Annotated in this window: 18 protein-coding genes; 14 read left to right on the forward strand and 4 right to left on the reverse strand. The window is 61.1% G+C overall.

What is annotated here, in order from left to right:
* Nucleotides 1-135: 135 nt before the first annotated feature.
* Entirely contained in the window at nucleotides 136-2247 is a 2112-nt protein-coding gene (locus ASG87_RS17095) for a S9 family peptidase (RefSeq protein WP_056008025.1), read from the reverse strand.
* 290 nt (nucleotides 2248-2537) lie between these two features.
* Here ASG87_RS17095 and tfpZ point away from each other — a divergent pair, with 290 nt between their 5' ends.
* The 14 genes from tfpZ to ASG87_RS17165 all read left to right on the forward strand — a co-directional run bounded on the left by tfpZ (nucleotide 2538) and on the right by ASG87_RS17165 (nucleotide 18278).
* Nucleotides 2538-3320, forward strand: a complete 783-nt coding sequence (gene tfpZ, locus ASG87_RS17100; RefSeq protein ID WP_056008028.1) for a TfpX/TfpZ family type IV pilin accessory protein — start codon at nucleotides 2538-2540, stop codon at nucleotides 3318-3320.
* A 313-nt stretch (nucleotides 3321-3633) separates the two neighbouring features.
* Nucleotides 3634-4059 carry a pilin gene (locus ASG87_RS17105; protein WP_056008031.1) on the forward strand — a complete coding sequence of 142 codons (426 nt, stop codon included), beginning with the start codon at nucleotides 3634-3636 and terminating at the stop codon, nucleotides 4057-4059.
* A 19-nt stretch (nucleotides 4060-4078) separates the two neighbouring features.
* Entirely contained in the window at nucleotides 4079-6049 is a 1971-nt protein-coding gene (locus ASG87_RS17110; RefSeq protein ID WP_157511143.1) for a hypothetical protein, read from the forward strand.
* 322 nt (nucleotides 6050-6371) lie between these two features.
* Nucleotides 6372-8453: a hypothetical protein gene (locus ASG87_RS17115; protein ID WP_235499679.1), complete on the forward strand. Its 2082-nt coding sequence runs from the start codon at nucleotides 6372-6374 to the stop codon at nucleotides 8451-8453.
* A gap of 200 nt (nucleotides 8454-8653) precedes the next feature.
* Nucleotides 8654-9424: a glucose-1-phosphate cytidylyltransferase gene (gene rfbF / locus ASG87_RS17120; RefSeq protein WP_056008037.1), complete on the forward strand. Its 771-nt coding sequence runs from the start codon at nucleotides 8654-8656 to the stop codon at nucleotides 9422-9424.
* A complete protein-coding gene (rfbG, locus tag ASG87_RS17125; RefSeq protein ID WP_200949136.1) occupies nucleotides 9415-10509 on the forward strand; it encodes a CDP-glucose 4,6-dehydratase in 1095 nt (364 codons plus the stop codon). The genes rfbF and rfbG overlap by 10 nt, the downstream gene beginning before the upstream one ends.
* Entirely contained in the window at nucleotides 10506-11057 is a 552-nt protein-coding gene (locus ASG87_RS17130) for a dTDP-4-dehydrorhamnose 3,5-epimerase family protein (protein ID WP_056008042.1), read from the forward strand. Before rfbG ends, ASG87_RS17130 begins: the two co-directional genes overlap by 4 nt.
* The gene (locus tag ASG87_RS17135; protein ID WP_082583050.1) at nucleotides 11054-12277 is read left to right on the forward strand and encodes a class I SAM-dependent methyltransferase; all 1224 of its coding nucleotides are present in this window, start codon (nucleotides 11054-11056) and stop codon (nucleotides 12275-12277) included. Before ASG87_RS17130 ends, ASG87_RS17135 begins: the two co-directional genes overlap by 4 nt.
* Nucleotides 12274-13398 carry a DegT/DnrJ/EryC1/StrS family aminotransferase gene (locus tag ASG87_RS17140; RefSeq protein WP_056008045.1) on the forward strand — a complete coding sequence of 375 codons (1125 nt, stop codon included), beginning with the start codon at nucleotides 12274-12276 and terminating at the stop codon, nucleotides 13396-13398. The genes ASG87_RS17135 and ASG87_RS17140 overlap by 4 nt, the downstream gene beginning before the upstream one ends.
* Before the next feature lie 5 nt (nucleotides 13399-13403).
* Nucleotides 13404-14057: a formyltransferase family protein gene (locus tag ASG87_RS17145; RefSeq protein WP_200949138.1), complete on the forward strand. Its 654-nt coding sequence runs from the start codon at nucleotides 13404-13406 to the stop codon at nucleotides 14055-14057.
* A 1-nt stretch (nucleotide 14058) separates the two neighbouring features.
* Nucleotides 14059-14778 carry a WbqC family protein gene (locus ASG87_RS17150; RefSeq protein ID WP_056009060.1) on the forward strand — a complete coding sequence of 240 codons (720 nt, stop codon included), beginning with the start codon at nucleotides 14059-14061 and terminating at the stop codon, nucleotides 14776-14778.
* Entirely contained in the window at nucleotides 14765-15541 is a 777-nt protein-coding gene (locus ASG87_RS17155) for a cephalosporin hydroxylase family protein (protein WP_056008051.1), read from the forward strand. The genes ASG87_RS17150 and ASG87_RS17155 overlap by 14 nt, the downstream gene beginning before the upstream one ends.
* A gap of 8 nt (nucleotides 15542-15549) precedes the next feature.
* Nucleotides 15550-17049 (forward strand): oligosaccharide flippase family protein, encoded by a 1500-nt coding sequence (locus tag ASG87_RS17160; protein ID WP_056008054.1) that lies wholly within the window; start codon nucleotides 15550-15552, stop codon nucleotides 17047-17049.
* A 14-nt stretch (nucleotides 17050-17063) separates the two neighbouring features.
* The gene (locus tag ASG87_RS17165; protein ID WP_056008057.1) at nucleotides 17064-18278 is read left to right on the forward strand and encodes a glycosyltransferase; all 1215 of its coding nucleotides are present in this window, start codon (nucleotides 17064-17066) and stop codon (nucleotides 18276-18278) included.
* Here ASG87_RS17165 and ASG87_RS19655 read toward each other — a convergent pair.
* The 3 genes from ASG87_RS19655 to ASG87_RS19660 are packed head-to-tail and all read right to left on the reverse strand — an operon-like array spanning nucleotide 18262 to nucleotide 21201.
* Complete coding sequence (locus tag ASG87_RS19655) at nucleotides 18262-19311, reverse strand: glycosyltransferase family 4 protein (RefSeq protein ID WP_162258385.1); 1050 nt, start codon at nucleotides 19309-19311, stop codon at nucleotides 18262-18264. The two genes, ASG87_RS17165 and ASG87_RS19655, sit on opposite strands and share 17 nt — an antisense overlap.
* Nucleotides 19308-20495, reverse strand: a complete 1188-nt coding sequence (locus ASG87_RS17170) for a glycosyltransferase family 4 protein (protein ID WP_082583085.1) — start codon at nucleotides 20493-20495, stop codon at nucleotides 19308-19310. The genes ASG87_RS19655 and ASG87_RS17170 overlap by 4 nt, the downstream gene beginning before the upstream one ends.
* Nucleotides 20488-21201 carry a class I SAM-dependent methyltransferase gene (locus tag ASG87_RS19660; RefSeq protein ID WP_082583053.1) on the reverse strand — a complete coding sequence of 238 codons (714 nt, stop codon included), beginning with the start codon at nucleotides 21199-21201 and terminating at the stop codon, nucleotides 20488-20490. The genes ASG87_RS17170 and ASG87_RS19660 overlap by 8 nt, the downstream gene beginning before the upstream one ends.
* Nucleotides 21202-21209: the final 8 nt, after the last annotated feature.

The raw sequence follows: 21209 nt of genomic DNA on the forward strand, positions 1-21209 counted from the left end.
GGCCCGCCTGCGCCATGCTCCCCGTGGGACTTCGGCCGCGGCCACTCGAAACCCGCGGGCCTCATGGAGCCGGAATCCCGTCGCACAAAAAAACGGCGGCCTTCCGGCCGCCGTTCGTCTTCATCCGGGCATGGCTTACCGTGCCGCCGCAGATGTGTCCTTGTCCGTCCACTTCTTCAGCCACGCATTCACCGTCTCGTGCCACTGCACGCTGTTCTGCGGCTTCAGCACCCAGTGGTTCTCGTCCGGGAAGTGCAGCAACTGGCTCGGGATGCCGCGGCGCTGCAAGGCCGTGAACGCGCCCAGCCCCTGCGTGTCGGGAATGCGGAAATCCTTCGCCGAATGGATCACCAGCATCGGCACGCGCCAGTCCTTGACGTGGTTGACCGGGTTGAAGCGCTCGTAGTTCTCCGGATGCTCAAACTGGGTGCCGCCGCTCTCCTTCTCCTCGAACCACAGCTCCTCGGTGTCGTAGTACATCGCGCGCGCGTCGAACACGCCGTCGTGGTCCACCAGGCACTTCCAGGGCTCGTTCCAGACGCCGGCCATCCAGTACACCATGTAGCCGCCGTAGCTGGCGCCGAGCGCGCAGGCACGGCTGCCGTCGAGGAAACCATACTTGCCCAGCGCGGCCTGCCAGCCGGCCTTGAGATCCTCCAGCGGCTTGCCGCCCCAGTCGCCCGAGATCGAGTCGGTGAACGCCTGGCCGTAGCCGGTGGAACCGTGGAAGTTCACCGTCACCACCGCGAAGCCCTGGCCGGCATAGGTCTGCGGATTCCAGCGATAGCTCCAGCCGTTGGCCATGGCACCCTGCGGGCCGCCGTGGATGATGAAGGCCACCGGGTACTTCTGTCCGCGCCTGTAGCCGACCGGCTTCACCACGTAGCCCTGCACCGGCTCGTCGTTCCAGCCCTTGAAGGTGAAGAACTCGAAGTCGCCCACCTTGGCGTTCTTCAGGCGCGCCGCGTTGAAATGGGTGACCTGCTTGAGCCCGTGGCCGTTCGCGTCGGCAACGTACAGGTCGGCGGGGCGCTTGAGGTCGTCGCGCGCCAGCAGCAGGCGCTTGCCGGCCAGGGCGTAGGCGCCCACCGTGCCGTCGCCGACCAGCTTGGTGGCCTTGCCGCTGGCCACGTCGATCGCGAACAGCGGATGCTGGCCCTGGTCGTCGGCGGTGGCGTAGAGGGTCTTGCCATCCGCGGAAACCGACAGGCTGCCGGCGGAACGATCCCACTGCGGCGCGACCTCGCGCTTCGCGCCGCTGTCCAGGTCCAGCGCCATGATCGCGAAGCGGTCGGCCTCGGAGCCCGGCTCCTTCATCGCCAGGTAGTACAGCGTCTTGCCGTCGGGCGAGGCCACCGGATACGCGTCCCACGCCTGGTTCGCGGCCGTGAGGTTGACCGGCGCCGACGAGCCGTCGGCCGGCACGCGGTAGACGTCGAAATTGGTCGACCACGGCTCGCTGGTGCCGGCGATGCGCACGTCGAAATACACCGTCTGCCCGTCCGGCGAGAACGAGAACTCGCCCTCGTCACCGAACGGCTTGCTCGGGATGTCACCGTCGATCTGACGGCTCAGCAGGGTCGGTTCCGCCGGCAAGCGGCCGTCCGCGCCGAACGTGCCGATGTAGAGCTGGTTGCGGCGGCCGTTGGCCCAGGTATCCCAGTGGCGCACGAACAGCTTGTCGTACACCGTGCCGCTGGCCTTGTTCGCCTCGCGCCCGTCGATGCGCTCCTTCGTACAGGCCAGGTCCGCGCAATCGGTGAATACCTCGTAGGAGAGCAGCACCGACCTGCCGTCCGGCGACAGCTTGTAGCCGCCCAGGTCCAGCGGCGCATGGCTCACCTGCACCGGCGCGGCGTGCCCGGTCAGGTCGAGCCCGGCCTTGCTGCTGGTCAGGTCCAGCCGCCACAACTGCGACACGCCGTCGGCCGCCGCCACGTAGTAGAGGCTGCGCCCGTCCGGCGACCAGCGCGCGGAGCCGCCCCTGTCCACCACCTTCACCGGCTGCCGGCCCTTGGTCAGGTCGAGCACGTAGATCGCGCTGACGCCCTTGTTCGCCGCGTAGTCCGTGCTGCGCAGGCCGAACGCCGCATAGCGCCCGTCCGGCGACAACTGCGGATCGCCAACCCGGTCCATCATCACCAGGTCGCGCACGTTGAACGGATGGAGCGACTGGCTTTCCACGTCCGCGGCCACCGCCGGCGCAGCGGCCAGCGCGAGAACCAGCGCGGCAAGAAGAGGTTTCATCGAAGCTCCCTGTTGCATTGAGGCGAAAGGCCCACGGTAAGCATGTGGCGGGGGCGGTGCAAGCATCGGCGGCAGCCGGGCCTGAACCGGCCGCTTGCGGGAGCGGCTGCGGCCCGGCGGCTTTTGCCCGAAAGCCATCTACCCGTCAAAACGCCGCGGCCGGCTGCCCGCTGGGGCCTACCCTGACAGCCCGAGAGCTTCCGGCGCCCCAGGAACTCCGGAATCCCCATACTCAGCCGACGCGAGATTTTCTATCCTCTGCCACCGGCTCCCTGACCCATCGCGCACCCATGACCCGCTGGAAAGCCGCCGCTACCCATCTCGCCATCAGTCTCGTCCTGGCCCTCCTCGTCGGCGGCCTGCTCTACCTGCTGTGGTTCCCGCCGCCCTATTTCGTCGCCGCCGGCGCCAGCACGCTGATCATGCTGCTTATGGGCGTCGACGTCGGCATCGGCCCACTGTTGACCTTGCTGGTGTTCAATCCAGCCAAACCCAGGCACCTGCTGCGGCTGGATCTATTGGTCATTGGCGTGCTGCAGCTTGCGGCGTTCTGCTATGGAGCCTACGTCATCTGCCAGGCCCGCCCGGTATTCATCGTCGGCGCAGTGGACAGGCTTGTCGTCGTCGCGGCCGACCAGCTTACTGACACCGACCTGGCCAAGGGCAGTCTTCCCGAATTTCGCCGGCGCTCATGGAGCGGACCGCAGTTGGTGGGCGCACTCCCTCCGCAGGGAGGCATTGCCTCCGACATGGCCATGCAAGCATTCACCGGCGGCAAGGACATCGACCAGCTACCCGCCTTCTACGTTCCTTACGGGCAGGTTGCCGATCAACTGATGAAACGCGCCAAACCACTCTCCCAGCTAAGAACGACCAAACAGCAGCGGGAGCAACTTGACGAACTGCAGGCACGGACACCGGCAAAAGATCGGCCCCTGTCCTACCTCCCGATCGAACGGGGCGACAACGACTACACCGCCATCATGTCGCCCGTTACCAAGCGCCCTCTTGCCATTCTGCCCATCGACCCTTGGGGCGCGGACGACGCACGAACCAAATCCAGCAGCAGATAGTGACCAAAAACGTCACGTGATGACACCTGGCGTCATCACATCTGGTCACTACGCGATCCGATCCACACAATCGCCGATTCGGCCGCAAACCAAGCTTGTAGCCATCTGCGACCCTATGCACAATCTTGGCGTCCGCAGCGACGCGGGCATCCGACGGCGGCAGGCATGGCACACAACATGCTGCGACTGCCGCGAGCTTCCTGGTCTGTTCCAAGACCGCTGTTATGGAGGACCGATCCTGTTTAGGGGGATTCGGGACCGGGACTCGGGGGCATCACTACGGTTTACGGTTAGCAACCACAGAGGAACCACCATGAAGAAAAACATCCAGAAGGGCTTCACCCTGATCGAACTGATGATCGTGATCGCGATCATCGCCATCCTGGCCGCCATCGCGCTGCCGGCCTACCAGGACTACACGATTCGCTCCAAGGTCTCCGAAGCCGTCGTTATGATGGACGCCGCCAAGCTGGCCGTGACCGAAACCGCGTCGAGCAAGGGCATCCTTGCCACGGCCGTCACCACTGCGAACGCGGCAGGCTATTCGTCGCCGGTCACCACCTATGTTTCCGGCGTTGCAATCGCAAATGGTGTCGTTACGGCGACCACCACTGCGAAGACCGGTACTGGTTCCTTCAAAATCTCGCTGACCCCGACCCAGACCAATGTCGGAACCCCCGTCCAGTGGACCTGCTCGACCGATGGCCCCAAGAAGTACGTTCCGGCTTCTTGCCGCTAAATCGTCGATCAAGTCGTAGTTGACCAAGATCGAACAGAAAGCACCGATCCCGCCCCGGTCCGCCTTGCGCGACCGGGGCGGTTTTTTTGGCGACCCCAAATTCTGGCTGCTGCTGATACTGGCATTGACAGCCCTGGTCTACGCGCCAGGCCTCAACGGGCCCTTCGTATTCGATGACACTCCCAACCTGCGCCCGCTGCATGATTGGTTGAGCGGCATCACCGGTTGGCAAGAGGCACTGTTCGGCAATCGTTCGGGCATGTTTGGCCGCCCCCTGTCCATGCTCAGCTTCATCCTGAATGCCGAGTTGTTCGGGTTGGCTCCATTTTCGTTCAAAGTCACTAACCTGCTGATTCATCTGGTCTGTGGCGGGCTCATTTACGCCTTGCTGCGAAGGCTGTTGTCGCGCGACCCGCAATTGGGCCAACGTGGAACGCAGGCAGCCTTGACGCTCAGCGCGATCTGGCTGCTGCATCCACTGCAAGTCAGTACAGTGCTGTACATCGTGCAGCGCATGGCGCAATTGAGCACGTTGTTCATCCTGTTGGCCCTGCTGGCCTACGTGCATGGACGCGAAGCATTGGAACAAGGGCGCTCGCGCGTAGGCTCGGCTTGGCTGTTTCTGGCAGTGCCCACCGCCACCGCGCTTGGCCTTCTCTGCAAGGAGAATGGGGCCTTGGCGCCGCTACTGTGCGCCGTACTTGAACTGGGCTATTTTCGTAGCAGCGCGCAAGCTCCCCGACCACGAATTGTCAAGGCTTTCTTCTGCCTTGGGCTGATCCTGCCCATGCTGGCAGCCATCTTCTGGTACACATGGCCGCCCTCGCGACTGCTGGCTGGCTACAGCGTACGCACCTTTACATTGGGCGAAAGATTGCTCAGCGAACCGCGAGCGCTATTCGACTACATCGGCTGCCTTCTGCTGCCACGAGGTCCGACGCTCGGCGTCTATACCGACGACTTCCCGGTATCACACGGGTTGCTGCACCCCGTCACCACCTTGCCGGCGTTGCTCGGATTATTGGCACTGGCCGCAATCGCCACAGGAGCGCGCCGGAACTCTCCGGCCATATTTACCGGTATCGCATTTTTTCTGGCTGGGCATGCGATGGAATCCACCGCTTTCCCGCTGGAACTTTACTTCGAACATCGCAATTACCTGCCTTCGGTTGGAATCTTCCTCGCTCTGGCAGGATCCGTAGTCTGGATCGCCGGCAGGCTGCCCGCGCCAGCCTCGGACTCTCCGCGCCCCCAACTGTGGCGGTTGGGTATCTGGGCGCTATGCGCCATGCTTGCTGCCGCCACTGCTGCACGCTCATGGGTCTGGCAGTCCTGGACGGTCATGGTGAAACAGGCCGTGCGCCAGCACCCCGATTCGACCCGGGCGCAACTGGACAACCTCAGCCTGGTATGGAACACCGGCTCGATGGAAGAAACACGGCAGCTCCTGGACAAGCTCATTCACAGCAGCAACCCAGTGACGAGGCAGTTGGCGCTCATGGCCAGCCTGAAACAGCAGTGCGTGGCCGATCATGCCATTGAGCCTGCGACCCTCGCCCAGGTGAGAGCCCTTGCCGGCATCAAGTTGCAATTGGCCGACATGCAAACGCTGGAAGCACTAGGCGGTTACTTGCGCGAAAGCGATTGTTCCGGGCTCAGCAAAATCGACCTGGCCGATACCATGCGAGAGATCGTCGATGCCGCTCCGCAGCCTCAATCAAATACCGCAGTCTGGCGTGTGCGATTCATGGCAGCCGACTTGTACGCCAGAGGCGGGCAACCCGACGAAGCCCAACGCCAGGCGGAACTCACCTGGAGTACCGGCGTTGCCGACCCCGCTGTGGGGGTACTTCTCGCTTACCTGCAGATCTTCAATAGCGACTTCGTTGGAGCTCGTCGAACACTCGCTCAGCTACGCGCACGTATTGCCCACTGGGACCGTCGCGGGCAGAACGCATTGCTCGATATCCAGCAACGCCTTCCTCAGTAGACATCCATTGCGGTCATGCCCGTCATCTTGCGGCTCAAAGCCAACCACGCCAGGTCAACTCCAACAAAGGCAGGCGCATATGACCGCGTACTGCGGGAGTATCGGTCACAGCCCGACCATTCGTAGCATCAAGACGGGGCCCCGCTTGACGTTGGCCTCAACGAAAGCCTGCACAGCCGCTCACTAGAAGTCACGTCGCAATAGCCAGCTCCTTACGATGCCATCCGCCCATCACCGTGCCTTCTTGGACAAGATGCAGTCCGTTATGCTCAAGCATTGCCCAGGCAGAGCAACGCTCATGCAATCCGTGGTGGAGCCTTGAATGTTTCAGGCATTGCTTCGTTGGCGCATCGATCTCTTGCTGCTGGGCTTCGCATTGCTCATGGCGAGCGCGATCTACTGGCCCGGACTGCACGGCGGCTGGTTGTTCGACGACTACCCGAATATCGTCGACAACAAGGGCGTGCAGCCAACAGACATCAACCTGGCTTCACTGCTGAATGCCGCGCTTTCCTCGCCGGCAAGTGAGTTCAAACGCCCCTTGGCCTCGTTGAGCTTCGCGGCGAACTACCTCGTCAGCGGCCTCGATCCTCATGCGATGAAGTTGACCAATTTGATCATCCACCTGCTCAATGGCGGACTGGTATTCATCTTGGCACGGGCACTGCTCGACTCTATCGCTACGAAAGAGTCTCTTGCATGCGACAGCCCGAAGCTTTCCGCGGAATCGCCGCGCGCAGGGCGACTTTCCACGGCTCGATCATCGCCGGCTAGTGTTACTGCAGCATTGATTGCAGCAGGCTGGATGCTATTGCCGATCAATCTGACCGGCGTACTGTATGTAGTGCAGCGCATGGAAAGCCTGGCGAACCTGTTCGTGCTGCTTGGCTTGATCGGCTACGTGACGGGACGTCGGCGCATGTCCCTCGATCACGAAACCCATCCGGATACAAAGCCGCGCCCGCGCATGACGTTCGACCGCGGATTCATCCTCTGCTCGCTCAGCCTCTGCATATCCTCGGCACTCGGCCTGATGGCCAAGGAAACCGCCATCATGCTGCCGCTGTATGCATCGCTGATCGAATGGATCCTCTTTCGCTTCCGTACGCCAACGCCAACCCGCGACCTTCCAGCGGACCACCTGCGTAGAGATCGGCGCATTCTCGCGCTGTTTGCGTTGACGCTGGCCCTGCCAATGGCTCTCGGTCTGGCAAAGATATTGCCCGGCCTGCTGAACCCAGCGAACTGGGCCACACGCGACTTCACCCTCGGTACGCGCCTGCTCAGTGAAGCCCGCGTTGTCGTTGATTACATCCAGTGGACCTTGTTGCCCACTCCACAAGCCCTGTCGTTCTATCACGACGACTTCCAGGCATCCTCAGGCCTGCTCACTCCGTGGACCACCCTTGCCAGCATGGCGGTACTGGCCTGCTTGCTGATATCGGCATTCTGGCTGCGTCGACGACAACCGCTGGCCGCACTGGGTATCGCGCTGTTTCTTGGCAGCCACCTGCTTACCGGCACGATCCTGCCATTGGAGCTCGTTTACGAGCATCGCAACTATTTCGCCAGCCTCGGCTTGCTGCTCGCCATCGTCCCCCCGCTGCTGGCGCTGAATCCCGGACCACGCACCGCCACCTTCGCCCTGCCACGACGCACACTGCTCGCCTGCCTGCTGGCCTGGTGGACCGTCAACACGGCCATTACCGCCCATGCCTGGGGTGATCCGCTAAGCCTGGCCGAAGAGCTGGCCGAACGCGCACCTGAATCGCCTCGCGCCCAGTACGAATTGGGCCGGACATACATCATCTACTCGCACTATGACCCGGATTCGCCCTTCACCCGACTCGCATACGCACCGCTGGAACGCGCCGCCGCACTGCCCAAATCGTCGATTCTTCCACAGCAGGCATTGATCTTCATGAACTCGCGCATGCATCTGCCGCTGAAAGAAGCATGGTGGGACAGCATGATCGCCAAGCTCAGGGCCAGGCGCTCGGGGGTACAAGATGAAAGCTCTCTTCAGACGCTTACCCAGTGCGCACGGGAGGGCGAATGCAAATTGCCCGCCGATCGAATGACCGCGGCATTCCAGGCCGCCCTGTCGTTTCCCAACCCGAGCGCACGCCTGCTGGCCACTTATGGCGACTACGCATGGAACCTGCTGGATGACCGCAAGCTGGGCCTTCGCATGACCGAAGCCGCCATCGCTTCGGCCCCCGGCGAGCCCGCCTACCGCATTACGCAAGTCCGCATGTTGGCAGCGCTGGGCCGCGCGAACGCGGCTCGCGCGGCATACCGGCAACTGGAAACACTGAACATCGGTGGGCGCCTTGATGCCAGCATCCTCGACCTGCGCCAGCAAGTCGACGAAGTGAAAGCACCTGCGGCACCGTCATCGTAGAGCCAGCCATCAACACAGCTTCCGGCCCCTGACCGCAGCCCCGAATATCCCAGCAAAGCCTTGTAGCTTATGATTCCAAAGTCGCCACTCACAAGCATGCGCAATTCCACGGTCATGGCCATGATGCCCCCCGCCAGGGCTCGTTCAGGCGCCTTCGAACCAATACCCTTCCATCCAAATCATCTTGTGAACATAACCTCGTGAAAGCTGTCATTCTCGCTGGCGGTCTCGGCACTCGCCTCAGCGAGGAAACCGTGGTGCGCCCCAAGCCGATGATCGAAATCGGAGGAAAGCCGGTGCTCTGGCATATCCTCAAGATCTACTCGTACCACGGCGTCAACGACTTCATCATCTGCCTTGGCTACAAGGGCTACGTGATCAAGGAGTACTTCGCCAACTATTTCCTGCACATGTCCGACGTCACCTTCGACATGTCCACGAACAAGCTGGAGGTGCATCACAAGCATGCCGAGCCATGGCGCGTCACCTTGGTCGATACTGGCGACGGCACCCAGACTGGCGGGCGGCTCAAGCGCATCGCCAACTACCTCGATGGAGACACATTCTTCTTCACCTATGGCGATGGCCTCGCCGACATCGACATCAGTGCGGAACTCGCTTTCCATCGCGAAAAGGGCACGCTGGCGACGATGTGCGCCGCACAGCCACCCGGGCGTTTCGGTGCAATCGACATCAAGGACCACCGCATCACGCGCTTCGAGGAAAAACCTGCCGGGGATGGCACCTGGATCAACGGAGGGTTCTTCGTGCTCGAACCCGGCGCGCTCGACTACGTCGAAGGCGACTCGACGGTCTGGGAACGCGACCCTCTCGAGCGCCTGGCACGCGACGAACAATTGTCGGCCTACACGCACCGTGGCTTCTGGCAGCCCATGGACACCTTGCGCGACAAGCTCAAGCTGGAAGAGCTCTGGCAATCCGGCAACGCCCCGTGGAAAGTATGGCGCTGAACCTGTTCGGCAATATCTATGCTGGCCGGCGCGTGCTCGTCACCGGCCATACCGGCTTCAAAGGCTCCTGGCTGGCCCTATGGCTGCGTTCGATGAACGCTCGGGTCGCGGGACTTGCGCTCGCCCCCAACACCCTGCCGTCGCACTGGACGTCGTTGGAGCTTGAAGGCATCGCCGACCATCGGGTGGATTTGCGCGATGCCGAGGCTGTTCGCCGGGTTTTCGATGCCCATCGCCCCGAGATCGTTTTCCATCTCGCCGCGCAGCCCCTGGTGCGGCATAGCTATCGCGATCCGGCAGGTACGTTCGACACCAATGTGATGGGGCTGGTCAACCTGTTCGAGGCAGCCCGCAATTGCAGTTCCGTGCGGGTACTCGTCAATGCCACCACCGACAAGGTCTACGCCGATCGCACAAGCCCGAATGGCTACCGCGAAACGGACGCCCTCGGCGGCCATGATCCATACAGCAGTTCCAAGGCCTGTGCCGAGCTGGTGACGGATTGCTATCGCAAAAGCTTCTTCGCCGTCGGCGACAACCATGGCTCTCCCGTGCGGATTGCCACCGCACGCGCCGGCAACGTGATCGGCGGCGGCGACTGGGCCGACGACCGGCTGGTTCCCGATCTGGTCAGGGCAGCCACATCAGGAAAATCGTTGATGATCCGCAACCCGGCGGCAGTACGTCCCTGGCAACACGTACTGGAGCCGCTTTCGGGATATCTTCGGCTCGGGCAAATGCTTTGGGACAATGCAGACCTCGCTGGCCCCTGGAATTTTGGCCCTGGCGCATCGGGCGAGATCAGCGTCCACTCGCTCACCACGCAACTGAGTGCGCACTGGCCAGTCCTGCATGTTGAGCACGACCAGACTCCTCACCCCCATGAGGCCGCAATCCTTCGCCTGAATTGCGACAAGGCAAGACGGCAACTTGCTTGGCAGCCCGTCTGGGGCATCGACGCCACGCTGGCCAGAACCGCCGCCTGGTATCGCTGTTTTTACGAATCCGGCCAGGTCGACAGCACTGCCGACCTCGTGGCTTACGTCGACGCTGCCCGACGTCTTGGCCTCGAGTGGGCTGCATGAAACTCCATCCGACCCAACTCGATGGGCTTTACGAGATCCATGGCACGTCGACCGGGGATACCCGCGGCCGCTTCACGCGCCTGTTTTGCGAGCGGGAACTCGCACCGATACGTCCCGCCCTGCATTTCACCCAGATCAACCTTTCCGAAACCCGCGGGCTCGGAACGCTTCGCGGACTACACTACCAAGTGCCCCCGGCGGCGGAAGCCAAGCTGATCCGCTGCCTGCACGGGCGTGTATTCGATGTGGCAGTGGACTTGCGTTCGGGGTCGCCGACGTTCCTGCGATGGCACGCGCTGGAACTCTCCGCAGACAACGACCGCGCCGTGTTCATCCCTGAAGGCTTTGCCCATGGATTCCAAACGCTGACTGACGAGGTCCATTTGCTCTACATGCACACCGCACCATGGACACCGGCATGCGAAGCCGGCTTGCTCTACAGCGACCCACGCATTGCCATTGCCTGGCCGCACGAAGTGGCCTTGATCTCTGCGCGTGACCGAAGCCACGCCCCCATCGACGAGTCGTTCGCTGGAGTGCGGGTATGAAATGCCGGCATTGCCAGACCCCCTTGGACAGTGTGTTTCTGGATCTTGGCAGCGCACCGCCATCCAACGCCTTTCTCAGCGCTGCCGACCTGAACGCGGCGGAGACACATTTCCCGCTTCGCCTTTACACTTGTGCCAACTGCCATCTGGTGCAAGTGGACGAACTACAGAAGCATGACGCTCTGTTTTCGAGCGATTACGTCTATTTCTCGTCGTACTCGCGCACCTGGCTCAACCATGCCGAACGCTACGTCGCCCGGGCCGTGGAGCGACTGGCCCTGAATTCGCGAAGCCTGGTACTGGAAGTCGCTTCCAACGATGGTTATCTGTTGCAGTACGTCAAGGCACGCGACATTCCTTGCGTCGGCGTCGAACCGACCGCGAGCACGGCCACCGCTGCACGCAATCGCGGCATCGAAACGCTGGATGGCTTCTTCGGCGAACGCTTCGCGCTGAACTTCGTGGCAACGCGGCATCCGGTCGATCTGGTAATCGCCAACAACGTATTGGCGCACGTGCCCGACCTCAACGACTTTGTGGCCGGGCTCGCCACCGTACTGGCCCCCGCCGGGGTGATAACCGTCGAGTTTCCGCATCTCCTGCAACTGGTCGCGCAGCGCCAGTTCGACACCGTCTATCACGAGCACTTCTCGTATTTCTCATTCCATACTGCACAGCGAATCTTCAACAGCCACGGGCTGCGCGTTTGGGACGTGGAAGAACTTCCGACACATGGCGGCTCATTGCGCTTGTGGATCTGCCACAACGATGCCGCACATGGCGAAACGCCGGCAGTCGCCACATTGCTGACGAAGGAAGCATCTGCCGGCATGTTGGGCCAGGACTATTACCATGGCTTCCAACCGCTGGCCGACGACATCAAGAATGCATTCCTGACCTTCCTTCTCGATTGCAAGCGCAACGGGAAACAAGTCGTCGGCTACGGTGCCGCAGCGAAGGGAAACACCTTGCTGAACTACGCCGGCGTCCGTCCCGACCTGCTCGGTTACGTAGTGGACGCTTCGCCCCACAAGCAGGGACGCTACCTCCCTGGCTCACGCATTCCCGTGCTCACCGAATCGCGCATCCGCGAATCGCGTCCCGACTTCGTGGTGATCCTCCCATGGAACCTACGCGAGGAGATCACCGAGCAGTTGGCCTACATCCGCGAGTGGGGCGGGAAGTTCGTCACCGCAATCCCGCAATTGACCGTGTCATGAACGATAAAAGCGAAAAGAGCCGCATCTACTACACCAAGCCATCGATCACGGAGCGGGAAATCCGCTATGCCACGGATGCGGCCGCGAACGGCTGGGGCGAGCACTGCTACGAATACATCGAACGCTTCGAGCGACAATTCCGGCAGCATCTCGGCGTTCGCCACGCCATAGCCACATCCAGCGGTACCGGTGCATTGCACATGGGCATGGCCGGACTCGGCATCGGACCCGGCGACGAGGTCATCCTCGGCGATATCAACTGGATAGCATCCGCCGCCCCCATTGCCCATCTCGGCGCAAAACCTGTACTGGTGGACGTACTGCCGGATACATGGTGTCTCGATCCCGCCGCCGTGGAAGCCGCCATCACTCCACGTACCAAGGCGATTCTGGCCGTGCATCTGTACGGCAATCTTTGCGACATGGATGCCTTGGCTGCCATAGCGCAGCGATACGAGCTGCACCTGATCGAGGACGCAGCCGAAGCCATAGGATCGATCTGGCACGATCGCCGCGCCGGATCGATGGGCATTTTCGGGGCGTTCTCGTTCCACGGCACCAAGACCATCACCACCGGTGAGGGCGGCATCTTCGTTACTAGCGATGACGCTCTGTACGAGCGCGTGCTGACGTTGTCCAATCATGGGCGCGCACGGAGCGAATCACGACAGTTCTGGCCCGACACCATCGGCTTCAAGTACAAGATGTCCAACCTGCAGGCAGCCGTAGGCTGTGCGCAGATGGAGCGCATCGAAGAGCTGGTTGCGGGCAAGCGCAGAATCTTCGAATGCTATCTCGACGCCTTGCGCGACCTGCCGTTACGCATGAACCCGGAAGCCGCAGGCACGGTAAACGGCTACTGGATGCCGACTATCGTCGTCGACGCCGACAAGGCATTCGACCGCGCAACATTACTGGCCGCCTTCAAAGCCGACAATATCGACGGACGCGTATTCTTCTGGCCGCTTTCGTCGCTGCCGTTTTTCCAGGACCTGCCACGGAACATCGTGAGCCAATCATTGGCCGGACGCGCCATGAACCTGCCGAGCTATCACGACATGGCCACTGCGGATATCGAGCGCGTCTGCCGGGTTGTTCGTTCTGTTCTTCGCCAGCAATGACACGTATGCCGCTTTCTCGCCCACTTGGCATCATAGGCTCGAGCGGCGGCTCGGCGCTGGCTGCCGCAGTCGACTGCCTGTCAAATGCGGGGCTGGAACAGCCGTGGTACGTAGTGACAGACCGGGACTGTGGCATGGCGGCGTGGGCCGAGGCCAAGGCTGCCGCGGTAACGAGGATCGACTACCCGGATTCACGGATGTTTTCGGAGGCGGCCTTTTCCTTCTTTCAGCGCAAAGGCGTACAAGAGATTTTGTTGTTCTACACGCGCAGAATAGACAGGCCACTGATCGATCGAATGAAGGTCTACAACATCCATCCCTCCCTGCTGCCGGCATTCCCTGGAATGGGCGCTGTCAGGAAGGCACTTCGTGCCGGGGTTGATCGCATTGGCGCCACTCTGCACCGTGTGGACGCCGGTCTGGATACCGGGGACATCGTATTGCAGACAGCCGCGACCGTCGGTTCCGACTGCTCGCTTGAATGCGCCGAACGCATCAGCTACGTCCAGAAGACATGGCTGACCTTGCGCTGGCACGAGATGATGACCATCGGGGTGGACTCGCCCGCCCTGGCTCCTCTCTCTCCTGCGACCTACGAGGCATTCTCCCGCTTTGTGGAGCGCCTTGGCTGCGAAGCGATCTCCGGGCTGGATGGATGACATGCGAGTCGTCATTTCGCAATCGATGTACTTCCCGTGGGTTGGCCTTCTCGAGCAGGTCAAGCTCGCAGACGTCTTCGTTCACTATGACGACGTGCAGTTCACCCGGGGTTTCTACAACCGTGTGCAGATCAGATCCGAGAACGGTACCCGCTGGCTGACCGTCCCCACCAAGAAGCACCCACGCGAAACCCACATCGACCATGTACTGGTCGACGACTCCCAAGACTGGCGCGAGCAGCATCGAAACGCACTCGTGCAATGCTATCGTCTCTCGCCCTACCTCGAGGACATGCTTGCCGTATTCGACGACGCGCATTCGAGACATGCCGCCAATCTAGGCGACGTATCCCGTGAATCGATCATGGCGCTGGCTCGATACTTCGGCCTAAGCGAGAATCGCAGTTTCACCCGCTCCGCATCGCTAGATGCGCCCGGTCGCAGCAGCGAGCGCCTGCTCGCCATCTGCCGAAAACTGGGAGCCACGGCATATGTCACCGGACATGGGGCACGAAATTATCTCGACCATGAGCTGTTCGAGACGTGGGGCATAGAAGTGCGGTACATGAATTATCAGAAGCTGCCATATCCGCAGCCTTATGACCACTTCACCCCGTTCGTCTCCGGATTGGACTTGATCGCCAACTGCGGGCGCAGCGGCGCAAAATACATATGCTCAGGAACGGTTTCCTGGAAGGACTTTATCGATGAATCCCACTGAGGAATTCAAGGCCGAGGTTGCCGACAACATTCGCCGACTGAGTCTCGACGAAAGCATAAAGCGCAAGTCCGCCGAATGGCTGAGTGACATCACCACGCTTCGCTACGCATACAACTTCCAATGGATGGGCCGCCCCATCATCCAGGTGCCACAGGATATGGTGGCCATCCAGGAGCTGATCTGGCAGATCAAGCCCGATCTCATCATAGAGACGGGTATCGCACATGGCGGGTCGCTGATCCTCAGCGCATCCATGCTTGCATTGATCGACTATTGCGAAGCGGTCGAGAATGGCCAACTGCTTGATCCCAAGACCCCCCGTCGGCGCGTGCTGGGCGTGGACATCGACATCCGTGCGCACAACCGGGCAGCGATCGAAGCCCACCCTATGGCGCACCGCATCGACATGATCCAGGGCTCGTCGATCGCTCCCGGAATCGTCGCCCAGGTGCGCAAGATGTCGGCAGGATACGAGCGCGTGATGGTAATTCTCGATTCCAACCATACCCATGCACATGTGCTGGCCGAGCTCGACGCATATGCACCGCTGGTCAGCTCTGGCAGCTACTGCGTGGTGTTCGATACCGTGATCGAGGATCTGCCGGCAGGCATGTACCCAGACCGCCCCTGGGACGTAGGCAACAGCCCCAAAACGGCCGTACGCGAATTCCTGTCCCGCAACCGCGATTTCGAGGTGGACGAGGCTATCGAGGCCAAATTGCTGATCACGGTCGCACCTGGCGGCTATCTGCGCCGGCGCTAGGTAGCCGCGTGGCCACCCTGCGCATCAATATCCTGGCCAATTACGCAGGACAGGCCTGGATGGTTGCCATGTCCATGGCCTTCCTGCCTTTGTATATCCGCATACTCGGCATGGAGGCGTTTGGCCTGGTCGGCCTGATGCTGAGCTTCCAATCGATTTCGCAATTGTTCGATTTCGGTATCGGCGGCGCAGCCAATCGCGAGCTTTCGAGGCGGTCGCATGATCACGCGCTTGCCGACAGTGCGCGCGATCTGGTGCGCACGTCGGAAAGCGTGATCTGGCTGCTGACGATCCTGGTGGGGCTGCTCATCTGGATCTGCAGTGGCCTGATGACCGATCACTGGCTGCATCTGCGCAGCATGGGCCGGGATGAAGCCAAGCATGCCATCGCGATCATGGGCATCGCCATAGCCTTGCTGTGGCCCAATGCGTTCTACGCCAACTGCCTGTCGGGCTTGGAAAAGCAGCCTGCGCTGAACGTCATCAATGCAGCATTTGCCACCCTGCGCAGTGCGGGTGTTCTGGCGGTTCTGCTGTGGATCTCGCCATCCATCGCGGCATTTCTATGGTGGTATGCGGCAGTCGGCGCCTGCCAGTCGATCACGACCGCCATCGCTGTGTGGCGAGCACTGCCGCAGGGCCAGCGCCATGCACGCTGGTCTCGTCGCGAGCTGCATGGCAATAGTCGGTTTGCCGGTGGCCTGTTCGCCATCGGCTTGTTGTCGATGGGCGTAAGTCAGCTCGATCGCCTGAGTATGGCGTCGTTGCGCCCACTGGCGGAACTCGGCTACTACACGTTGGCATTGAGCGTAGCCGCCGGGCTCGGCCGCATGGTATTGCCCATGTTCAATGCACTCTATCCGCGCTTCAGTCGCCTGGTAATGCGCGGCGACAAGGCGGCATTGACCGAACTCTACCACCTCAGCAGCCAGTGCCTTGCCGTAATGATCGCCGCAGTGGCGATGGTACTGATCGTGTATGCGCACGACGTGCTGTACCTGTGGACGGGCGATGCCAACCTGTCCGGTAAGGTTGCATTACCTTTGGCGGTTCTCGTCCTTGGATCGGCACTCAACGGATTGATGAACATTCCTTATGCACTACAGCTTTCATACGGCTGGACACGGCTAGCCATGGGCCTGAATGCCGTCACCTTGCTCCTCGGGATCCCATTCTGTTTCTGGGCAGTCTCCCGTTATGGCATGGCTGGCGCCGCGTGCCTATGGATGCTGGCCAATCTCGCCTCGGTAACGATCGGCATCCCGCTCATGCATCGACGCCTGCTGCAGAGAGAAATGGCAAACTGGTACTTGAACGATCTTCTTCCGCCGCTGCTTGCAGCCATGGTCACCACTCTTGCCCTGAGTCTCCTGCTGCCGCCGCTACCGCGTACGATCACCGGCTTCGCAATGCTGGGCTTCGTCAGCATCATGACCCTGACCATGAGCGCACTGGCATCGAAAGCCGTGCGCGGAATGATCCGGGCCAGGCTGGCCATCGCATTCTGATCTTTTAGCGCCCCATGACCGACCCCAAGATCACTGTCATCATTCCCACTCGGGAACGCTGCGACGTTCTGGAATCGTCGCTGCGCACGGCAACGTCGCAGGACTACGAAAACCTGGAAATCATCGTCAGCGACAATTGCAGCGGCGACGACACCCCTGACGTCGTTCGCCGGGCGCACGACCGCCGCATCCGCTATCTGAACACCGGCAAGCGCTTGAGCATGTCGCACAACTGGGAATTCGCGCTTTCGCACGTGGACGAAGGCTGGGTCACCTTCATGGGCGATGACGATGGATTGATGCCTGCCGCCTTGTCCTCTGTCGCGGACATCATCCGCGCGACAAATGCCAAGGCCATCAGATCGAGTTTCTGCACATACGACTGGCCCATGATCACGGGCAACAAGCATGGACAACTGATTGTCCCCAGAACCACCCGGCTTGAGGTTCGAGAAACTTGCCGTTGGTTGTCCAGAGTCATGCATGGCCGCGCCAGATACAGCCAACTTCCCATGATCTACAACGGCGGCTTCATCCATACCTCCATCCTGAAAGAGATCAGGGCCAAAACGGGATCGTACTTCCTATCGGCCAGCCCAGACGTCTACTCGGCCATTGCCATCTCGAGGAGCATCGATCGTTACGTCTATACCGGCGTACCGTTAGCGATCAGCGGGACCTCCGGCCACAGCAATGGGCATTCCTTTTTCTCGGCCAACAAGCAACGCAACGAAATCCCTCGCACGAAATTCGCCAATGAAGGCAACATTCCGTTCCATGCCAGCGTCCCCCTCTGCGTCGACGGATCCTATCCTTTGTCGCTTCAGGTCTGTGCCTATGAGGCGTATATGCAATCCGAATCACTCGGCAACCCCGTCCCCGGGATCAATCCTGCACAGCAACTCGAAGTGATCATGGCAACCGCCGGAAAACACCGAACCTCCATAGCCAAATGGGGCGAGGCGTTTGCAGAGATGCACCAACTCGACTACGGAACAGCCCAGCGATCAGCCGAGCTGAAACGTTACCTCCTGCAGTCGACCGCCATGATTCGGAAGATATTCAACGCCGCGAATTCCGTCATCACGGAGACCTTGCCGATCAGCAACATCCACGAAGCAAGCATCGCCGCGGCGGTAATCAGGTCGTCGCCAGGGAGGATGGACAGCCTGCGTTTTCTGGCAAGCCGACTGGCCAGCCTGAGCAAACAACTCACGCAGTCCGATTGAACAGCACGCTCCGATATGCCTTGAGATAAGCTGACAGCGCGGCTTCCTCCCCAAAGCATTCGACTGCCCGCAGGCGTCCGGCCTGACCCAGCCGCAGGCCCAAAGACCTGTCCGAAGCAAGCTCGCGCGCATAGGCAACCAGTTGCCTTACGTCATCCACTTTCGCCAGCAATGCCGTTTTACCGTGCTCGCAAATCTCCGCAGTACCCGTACTGCTGAATCCGATCACGGGCAATCCACATGCCATTGCCTCGAGTGCGACATAGCCAAAGGGTTCATAGCGGGAAGGCACCAACACGGCATCGACAGAGTGGTATACCGCCGGCATTTCTTTCGGCGCGATGCGCGGTACAAGCCTCATGTTCGGAGGCCGATGGCGAGAACGAAAGCCTTCGCGCAGACCTCCAAGGCAATGAAGCTCGAACCCTGCCCCCAGCATACCGGCAATTGCCGGAAGCAGGTCCGCCCCTTTCCGACGCGAGGGGTTTCCCACAAACAAGAGCCTGAACGGACGCTTGATCGGTCGCTTCTGTTCCCGCCCCGGTCCTGCTGCAACCGGCGTCGGGGAAAACTGATCGGCATCTATCCAGTTGTGGATGACGGTAACCGGCTTGCTCAGATCCATGCGCATCGAAGCAGCGCAGAATTCACTCACAGCGACCACCGCGTCGGCTGCATGAAACGATCTTCGCATGCACGGCTCGATGAACCAGCGGTGGTAAAGGCGCTGCAAACGTCCCTGCCAGCTCGCGAATGCAGGGTGAGCGACATACTGATGCTCCGTGACGATCAACGGAATGCCGTCGCGCTTGAACGCGAAGGCCTGCCAGCTGTTCGCATGCACGACATCGGTTCCTGCCGGCGGGTCGAATGAGGTCAGCCGCCAAGGCGTCAGCTCATAATGATGATCGAACCACTGCACGCAAGGCTCGTGACCCGCCCGCATCAATCCATCCGCAAGGCGCTGGACGAAAACGTCTGCACCGCTGCCGGCGCGAATAGCGGGAAGCCAAACCCTGAGCGCGGCACTCATGCCGATGCGCGTTGATTGACGAGGCATGACAAGGCTTCGCGCATCTTCGCGCCGAAAAGCCCCCATTCGAACGCCTCCGAAAAACGCCGCGCCTCGGCACAGACTTCAGGCGTGCGCCCCGTTTCCAGCACTTGCTGGATCCGCTTGCCCATGCCGGCGTAATCTCCAGGCGGGACCAGCCAGCCCGAACGTCCGTCGGCAATCGCATCTGCCACTCCACCGACTTCAAACGCAACCGTGGGCAGGCCATGGGCGGCGGCTTCGATGGCTACCATGCCGAATCCCTCAACGTCTCCCGGCAGATCGAGGAGAGGGAACACGCACACGTCCGCCGCGGCATATGCTGCCGCCAGCTCCGACTCGCTGCACGCTCCCAGCATCTGAACCGCATGATCAAGACCCAATGCATGGGCACATTCGCGTATGTCCTGCACATTGCCCACGCCTGCGCGCTTGAGCGCATCCGGAGCACCATCGCCTATGACAACGAGGACAGCATCCGGATTGACGGTCATTATCTGCGGCAAGGCATGGCGCACGAATTCGCGCAGTCCCTTGCGCGCAGTCAGCCGCCCCACGGACAGCAGCAACTTCTTGCCAATCAATCCATGCCGTTGCCTGAAACCCATACCGATCCCATCGCCGTTTGGACCGGGCAACTCCACCCCAGGATGGATGACGACGATCCTCTCAGGGCTCACACCGACCTGCTCGGCAAGCATGGCCGTATTGCGGCTATTGACGATGCATAGCTCGCAGCGACGAAGAAATGGAAGCCACAAGGCTCGATACAGCGGATGCCTCACGACGAGGTCCAGACCATGCGCATAGACTGCGCTTCGGCCACCTGCGAGCCATGCTGCGAACATGGCAATGGGAGCGGTCAAGCCACTACCGGCCAAAACGATTCTCGGCTTGAACTCGCGGGCACACCACATTGCACGCAACCAAGCCTTGAGCAGGAAACGCCATAACGGACGCACTCCCACCTCGTGCACCTTGAGCGTTGCCGGGAGTTCCTGGCGACTACCCTCCGGACCTATGACATGCACGTCGAATCGCGCTTGGAGTTCGATGGCAATGTGCCTGTTCAACCGCTCCATTCCCCCGCGTAGCGGAGGCAGATTACGGGTGACCAGCAGGACCGGCACCGACTCACCCAGGTCGTCGACTGGCTCACGCATGGTCGGCACGGCAATAGTGATACACCTGATACTGCCAACCCAATGGCCAGACAGCCAATGCAAAAGCCTGCAATGCACGCACGGGCCAAGCCAATGGATTTCCACGTGCGATCCACGACCATGAAATTGGATGGAGATCCGGCCAACGCTCGGTTACCTGCAAACCCGCTGCTTCGAACAGCTGTTGCCAGACGGCCAACTCGAATACATCCTCCTTCGCCTTGACTTGCTGAGTGCCTCCATAAAGGCCCAGCCGGCGTGTCAGGAAGCCGGCGTTCGGCACCAGGATGAGGAATGTCGCATTGGGCTTGGCGACCCGCCGCATCTCGACCAAGGCGCGCGGCTTGTCGAGAAAGTGTTCAAGCGATCCCATGCAGGTGACGAGATCGAAACGCGCATCGGCGAATGGCAGCGACTCGGCCTGACCGCACGCAAATTCGCCACCCGGAAAACGGCGCAAGCATTCGTCGATCGCCCGCTGCGACAAATCGATGCCGGCGACTGACGAACCTTGCCGATGGAAGAAGCCCAGCCACTCGCCGGTGCCACAAGCCACATCTAGCACCGCACGATTGGACATGTTGCCCAGCCGCGCGCCTATCCTCCGGCAATGCCAAGGCAAGGACGCCTCGCCGGCGATGCGCGCGTAATACTCGTTATCGTAAAATTTTCGAATCGAATCGAACTTGTCTACGGGCTGGGCCATATTTGCTT

This window comes from Frateuria sp. Soil773, from assembly GCF_001428405.1.
Classification (GTDB): domain Bacteria; phylum Pseudomonadota; class Gammaproteobacteria; order Xanthomonadales; family Rhodanobacteraceae; genus LMSL01.